General features: G+C 59.5%; 6 protein-coding genes. 1 reads left to right on the top strand and 5 read right to left on the bottom strand.

Annotated features, from left to right (window positions below):
• The 4 genes from sbcD to ACYVDE_RS13100 form a co-directional block, all read right to left on the bottom strand.
• Nucleotides 1-372, bottom strand: a 372-nt coding sequence (sbcD, locus tag ACYVDE_RS13115; RefSeq protein ID WP_460501994.1) for an exonuclease subunit SbcD, incomplete at its 3' end; no start/stop codon positions are given.
• Nucleotides 373-478: 106 nt separating this feature from the next.
• Nucleotides 479-1,270, bottom strand: coding sequence for a DUF4241 domain-containing protein (locus ACYVDE_RS13110; protein ID WP_460501993.1), 792 nt, complete (start codon nucleotides 1,268-1,270; stop codon nucleotides 479-481).
• 105 nt (nucleotides 1,271-1,375) lie between these two features.
• On the bottom strand, nucleotides 1,376-1,840 hold the full coding sequence (locus tag ACYVDE_RS13105; RefSeq protein ID WP_460501992.1) for a GNAT family N-acetyltransferase: 465 nt from the start codon (nucleotides 1,838-1,840) through the stop codon (nucleotides 1,376-1,378).
• Between the two features lie 24 nt (nucleotides 1,841-1,864).
• Complete coding sequence (locus ACYVDE_RS13100; protein ID WP_460501991.1) at nucleotides 1,865-3,244, bottom strand: MBL fold metallo-hydrolase; 1,380 nt, start codon at nucleotides 3,242-3,244, stop codon at nucleotides 1,865-1,867.
• Between the two features lie 388 nt (nucleotides 3,245-3,632).
• Between ACYVDE_RS13100 and ACYVDE_RS13095 the strand changes: the two genes are divergently transcribed.
• The gene (locus ACYVDE_RS13095; RefSeq protein WP_460501990.1) at nucleotides 3,633-5,036 is read left to right on the top strand and encodes a T9SS type A sorting domain-containing protein; all 1,404 of its coding nucleotides are present in this window, start codon (nucleotides 3,633-3,635) and stop codon (nucleotides 5,034-5,036) included.
• A gap of 91 nt (nucleotides 5,037-5,127) precedes the next feature.
• On the opposite strand, the gene ACYVDE_RS13090 is transcribed toward ACYVDE_RS13095, so the two are convergent.
• Nucleotides 5,128-5,589 carry a hypothetical protein gene (locus ACYVDE_RS13090; protein ID WP_460501989.1) on the bottom strand — a complete coding sequence of 154 codons (462 nt, stop codon included), beginning with the start codon at nucleotides 5,587-5,589 and terminating at the stop codon, nucleotides 5,128-5,130.
• Between the last annotated feature and the right edge of the window lie 193 nt (nucleotides 5,590-5,782).

Here is a 5,782-nt window from a genome sequence, read left to right as displayed (position 1 = left end):
GGGCCCGGCCAGGTGCAGCACCTGCTCAGCGGGGTCGGTGGGCACGCCGCCCACCACGTGCACGCGCATGTGGCGCAGCAACTGCCGCGAGGCGTTGAGCATGGTAGGCGAGTCGTGGTTGCCGCCCACCACCACAATGTCGCGGCAGCCGGTGGCCTGCATCTTCACCAGGAAGGTATAGTAGAGCTCCTGCGCCGTGTAGGAGGGCGACTGCGTGTCGAAGATGTCGCCGGCAATCACCAGCGTATCAATGGCCTGGGCTTGCACCGTCAGCAGCAGCCAGTCGAGAAAGGCCTGCTGCTCGCTGGTACGCTCCTGCCCGGTGAGGAAGTGTTGGCCGAGGTGCCAGTCGGCAGTATGAAGAACACGCATAAGGTAGAGTGAATCTCAAAGATACCGAGGGACTGGAGAATTGGGCAGCTGTCGGATGACGCTTTTCGCTAGATAAAAAGCGCGCAATATGTTGCAATGTCCGTGCTTACCTGCGCGGTAATTGCCAGTCAACGAGGCCGAAATCGGTGAGCAGCCGGCATACCCGGCCCGTAGCATCGTAGCCGATATAGGTGGAATAACAGCCGTCGCCTAACCCGGTAGAAAAGGTGGCCAGGTTGTGCCCGTTGAACTCTTCGATGAAGCCCCGGTAGCCATTTTTCGTAGCTTTGGTAAGAAACACGGCATCCCAGGCGGCCTGCCCTTTTGCATCGAAGGCGGTAGCAGCCGCTTTATCGGCAAATATTCCGGCCCCGGCATCAACTGGATAACAATAGGTTGTAGAGTCGCTCAGGGCCAGCGGCGCCTGGCCAGGCAGGCGGGCCAACTCCCATTTCGCCACCGCTTGACGGGAAAAAACCACCCGGCTGAATGCAACTCGCTCATCGTTTCTGAATGCCGCCATGGCCAGTTCGACCGGGAAGCGGCCGGTTGGGAGCCGCTGCGCAAATCCTGGGCTATCGTGAAGGTTAATCGGGTCGCAGGCCATCAGCGTGCCCGATTCGCAAAGCAACTTGCCAAGTTTGTTGACCCGAAAATTTAAGGTGTCCGCGCCGTGGAAGACGGTGGTGGCGGGAGTGAAAGCCGCTTCGAAAATTCGGGGCGCGACTGTACTGGTGGAGGAAGTGTGCAGCCGGGTCCGTGCCGTATCGGGAATGGCCGGCAATTCTGGCACCAACGGGGCTAATGCGGCAGCTGGGGGAGCCGGGCGGAGCCAAAAACAAGCCGCTAGCAGAACCACTGTCAGCATGGTGTAGAGAATGATTTCGAAACGTTTCATGCTGCTGCCGAAGGCAATGCGGGGCTGGGTGCGAGGTGAAGCTAGCGCGTGCGCCACCGCTCCGGGCCCAGTATCTAGCGGACGGCAGCCAAGGCCGGGTAGGAATTATTGGTGGTCCAGGCGCAGGAATTCGGACGACTGGTTGTCGCCCACCTTGCGGAAGCCCAACCGCTCGTAGAGCCGCTTGGCCGGGTTGTCGGGGTACACGTGCAGCGTAACGGGCTTTTTCTGGCGGCGGGCCGTCTTGATGACGTCGGCGAGCAGGGCCCCGCCCAGGCCCTGGCCCCGGAATTCCGGCAGAATCGAAATATCGAGCACCCGAACTTCGTCCGCCGATTCCCAGCAGTACAGGCGGCCGACGGGCTTTTTTCGATACAGCACCAGCTGGTAGCTGGCGCCTTTGTAGCGGTTTTTGTAGTCGGCCAGCTGCGCCATGAGCTGCATGCGGGCGAAGGCGTCCTTCTGGGCCTCCGTCCAGTTCGTGAGGGCTAGCTCCGGCTCGCGGGTGCTGCGGTACAGCTTCTCGATGAACGGCTGATGCTTGCTCTCGATGCGGGTGAGCGTTACCATTGGGCAGCCGCGGGGTAGGAGCGGCTAGTGAACGGCCGCCGGCTGAAAGCTCGTCACGGCCTCGCCCAAATCCAGTACCTGCGCGCCGGGCAGGGCGGCCTGCACAATGCTGCTGCCGGCCGCCGAGCGGTAGCCACCCGCGCAGTACACCAGAATGGGCTTATCGGTCGGGATTTCGTGGGCGCGCTCGCGCAGCTCGGGCAGCGGAATCACCAACGCGTTGTCGAACACTGGGGTTTTGGCCTCGGCGCGGTTGCGGATGTCCACGATGGTGAACTGCTCAGGGTGCGCGCGCACCTGTTCAACCTCCACGGCCGGCGCGGTGGCAGGCAGGGCCGCGGGGGCCAGCAGGGCGCCTTTGATGTTGCCTTCGTAGCCGATTTTGGCGGTTTTGCGCACCACCGCATCGAGGGCAATTTTGGAATCGGCCAGCAGGTAAAACTTCTCCTTCGGGCCCACTACCGAGCCCAGCCAGGTTTCGAACTTGCCGCCGTCCTGCAGGTTGATGGCCCCGGGCAGGTGGCCGGCACGGAACCTGGCGGCCGGGCGCGTGTCGATTAGCAGCACGCCGGGCTCTAGGGCGTCGGCGCTGCTGGGGTGCGGCACGGCCCGGATGCTGTCTTCGAAGCTGGGCGCGCCTTGCTTGTTGAGCTGCACGTCGTGGCCGAAGTACTTGGGCACGAAGGGCTGGTCTTCGAGCAGCACCCGAATAAACTCGTCCTGCGACATGGGCTGCAGGGCGTAGTTGGTTTTCAGCTCCCTGGCAATAGTCGAGTCGAGGTCGGGGCTGGTGGTTTTGCCGCAGAGCGAGCCCGGGCCGTGCGCCGGGTACACGCGGGTGCTGCCGGGCAGCGTCATCAGCTTGTTGCGGGTGCTCTGGTAGAGCTGGGCGGCCAAGGCCTCGCGCTGGTGCCCGGCCACGGTCTCGTCTTCGCGCAGGTCGGGGCGGCCCACGTCGCCCACAAACAGCGTGTCGCCGGTGAACACGGCCCGGCTCTGGGCCATCTCATCCATCAGTAGCACGCTGATGCTGTCGGGCGAGTGGCCCGGCGTGTTGATGGCGTGCAACTCGTAGTTGCCCAGCTTGATGCGGTCGCCGTCGTCGAAGTTTTTGTGGGGGTATTTGGCGCCCACCAGCTTGCTGCAGTAGATGGTGGCCTCGGTTTCTTCGGCAATCTCCAGGTGCGACGATACGAAATCGGCGTGCGGGTGCGTCTCAATCACGGCCACGATGCGGGCCTCGTGCTCGTCGGCGAAATCGTAGTAGGGCTGGGGGTCGCGGCCCGGGTCGATGACGGCAATCTGGCGGCCGCAGCGCACGGCGTAGCTGGCGTGGGCCAGGCCCTTGTCGTAGAACTGCTGAATCTGCACGGCAGAGGCCGTGCTACTGGGGAGGGGAGGCATATCGGGGAAGCGGCTTTGGGCCGGGTGGTTTGGCCAAATATAAGCAAGCTACCTGATGCAATGGCCGGTTCGGCCGGGCATGAAACGCAAATAATCCTCAGTCCAGGAGGTTATAGGTTATTTGTGTGAGAGCAGCGGATGAGCGGTAAGCGCGGCCTTTTACCCGCAGTTTGCTGGCACCAGGGGCAAGGCCTGTATTGAATAGATTGCGAAGCGCCATTATCATAATTATCATTGAATTACAGAGTAATTATTTGTAATTCATGAGATGAAATCAGTATATATTTACCCGTGCTGCTTAACAAGCAACTCAACGGCCCCGGGGTATTGCTGATAAATAAGGAGCATCTTCCATTGTAGTGAAAATTCCTGTTAAACCTTCCTTTCCATGCATTCAACATCTTCCCGTTTTAACTGTCTCGCTTTGGCGGCTCTGCTGGCTATAGGAGTCAGCCTCCCGCAAGCCAGGGCCCAGTCGTGGGTGACGATTTCTGGTTCGCCTACCTTTATCTCAGGTTATACATGTGAAGTAGATGGCATCGTATCCCCGGCGCCCAATGCTAAGTGGGCAGTTCACACTACGTCGGATTTTGGCTTCTCGCGTACTGAAATAAGCCAGACGACAAACAATGGGCAAACGATGCAAAGGCGGGTCTTAAGCTTCGCCTCGCAAAGCCATGTCACCCCACTGGTGGGGACTTTTACGGATGATTACTCGGTACTTGATGCAAACACGGCGTGGGTTTTACTGCGGGACAACGTAGCGTTTCAAACAGGGCCTCCTGGCTCACAACAAACCGCGTCGATTCAGCACACCACCAGCGGGTTAGCTGGATTTACTGCGATGCCGGGAGTGTTACCTGCCCAGTTTCGTAAGCTCCACTTTTTTAATGCGACAACAGGTGTTGCACTAAGTTACGTCGTGGGAAACCTCGCCTGGCAGATTTACCGCACCACCGACGGCGGCACTAGCTGGACCTTGGTACCGTTGTCGGCACCCGTGCTATTAACCAGTGGCAGTGGTAAAAAGGAAGCCAGAGGCAATAGCCTATGGATGAGTTTTGCGGACGGTAGCGTACTCTATACCTCAGATGGCGGATTGACTTGGAAAAATTCCTCAACTGGTTTGCCCAACGCTCAGTTGGTGTTTCGGGATGATTTGCATGGCCTTGCTTATGCGGGCCGGCAGCTGGCGCGGACAACGGATGGCGGCCAAAGCTGGCCGTTGCTACCTGCACTGTGGCCAACAACGGTAAAATCAATTGTCGCGCAACCAGGTGCAAACCCAAATGCTAGCACGAGTTACATCGGCGCGGGGTACGCTCAAGCAACAACATCCTATGGTTTTAATGGCGTAATAGCCACCTCCAGTGATGACGGAGCAACGTGGCAAACGCAGCTTACAAATAATTTAACGTACCGGTATTTAGCTGCCAATGAGGCGGGCCAGCTATGGGCTGCTTTGGAAGAATATTATCGAGGCTCATCACTGGCCGGCTCCGCTATGCTGCTGAGAGATACCAGAGGGCCTTTGGCTACTAAAATAGCATCGGCTGAAAATCTAAGCGCTTATCCTAATCCAACCGACGGGGTATTTCAACTGGCGGGCCCGATACAGGGCAAGGCAACAGTGCGCGTGTATGACGCGGCGGGCCGGCTCTGCCAGCAAACAACAGTTGGGGATGCCAGCCGCACAGTTGATTTATCGGCGCAACCGGTGGGAGTCTACCAAGTACAAATGGTGAAGGCCGACGGGACGATACGGAACCATCGGCTGAGCAAAACCCGCTAGTCGCGTAGTTGCCAATCGAATTTAAGCCCGTAAAAGAGAAAGCCCCAACCATTTTAGTTGGGGCTTTCTCTTTTACGGGCTCGACACAAGATTAGGCTTTGCCTTTCATTTTCATCTTGCCGCCATCCTTGCCGTGGCCGTGGTGCTCGGCTTTCATTTTATCCATCTTGGCGTATTGCTCGGGGGTGAGGATGGCCTTGAGCTGGGCCTCGTAGCGGTCGTGGGCGGCCTTCATTTCGGTGCGGCCGGCTTTGCGGTCGGCGCCGTACTTGGCTTTGAGGGCGGCGCTTTCCTGCTGGCGGGCCAGCATCAGGCTTTCCACTTTGGCTTCCTGGTCGGCGTTCAGGCCGAGTTCCTTGGCCATTTTACCGGCCTTGCGGTCGGCGTGCTGCGCGGGCGTCTGGTGGCCTTTCTTACCGCCTTTGGCCATCATTTTTTCATGGGCGGCAGTTTGGTTGGCATCCGAGCCGGTGGTTTTCACGGCCGTTTGGGCAAAGCTGGTGCCGACGGTAGCGAAAGCCAGGGCGGCGAGCAGAAACAGATTCTTTTTCATGATTTCGAAAGAAGTGAGGTGGTGAGGGGAAAACCGCTGCGCTGGCAGGCTGGTCGTGCTTAGCCTAAGACAAGCCGTGTGCCAGAACCCGGTCCAGGCCCCGCGGCCGGCCAGCCCCGCTGGCAACTCTCGACCAACGGGCCGGATTTGCCGGCCGGCCGGGGCATTATTCCGTCGGGGCCGGGGCGGCGGG

Source organism: Hymenobacter agri (assembly GCF_054778495.1).
The sequence above is the reverse complement of the archived record's forward strand: the minus strand, read 5'-3'. Positions and strand labels throughout refer to the sequence as shown.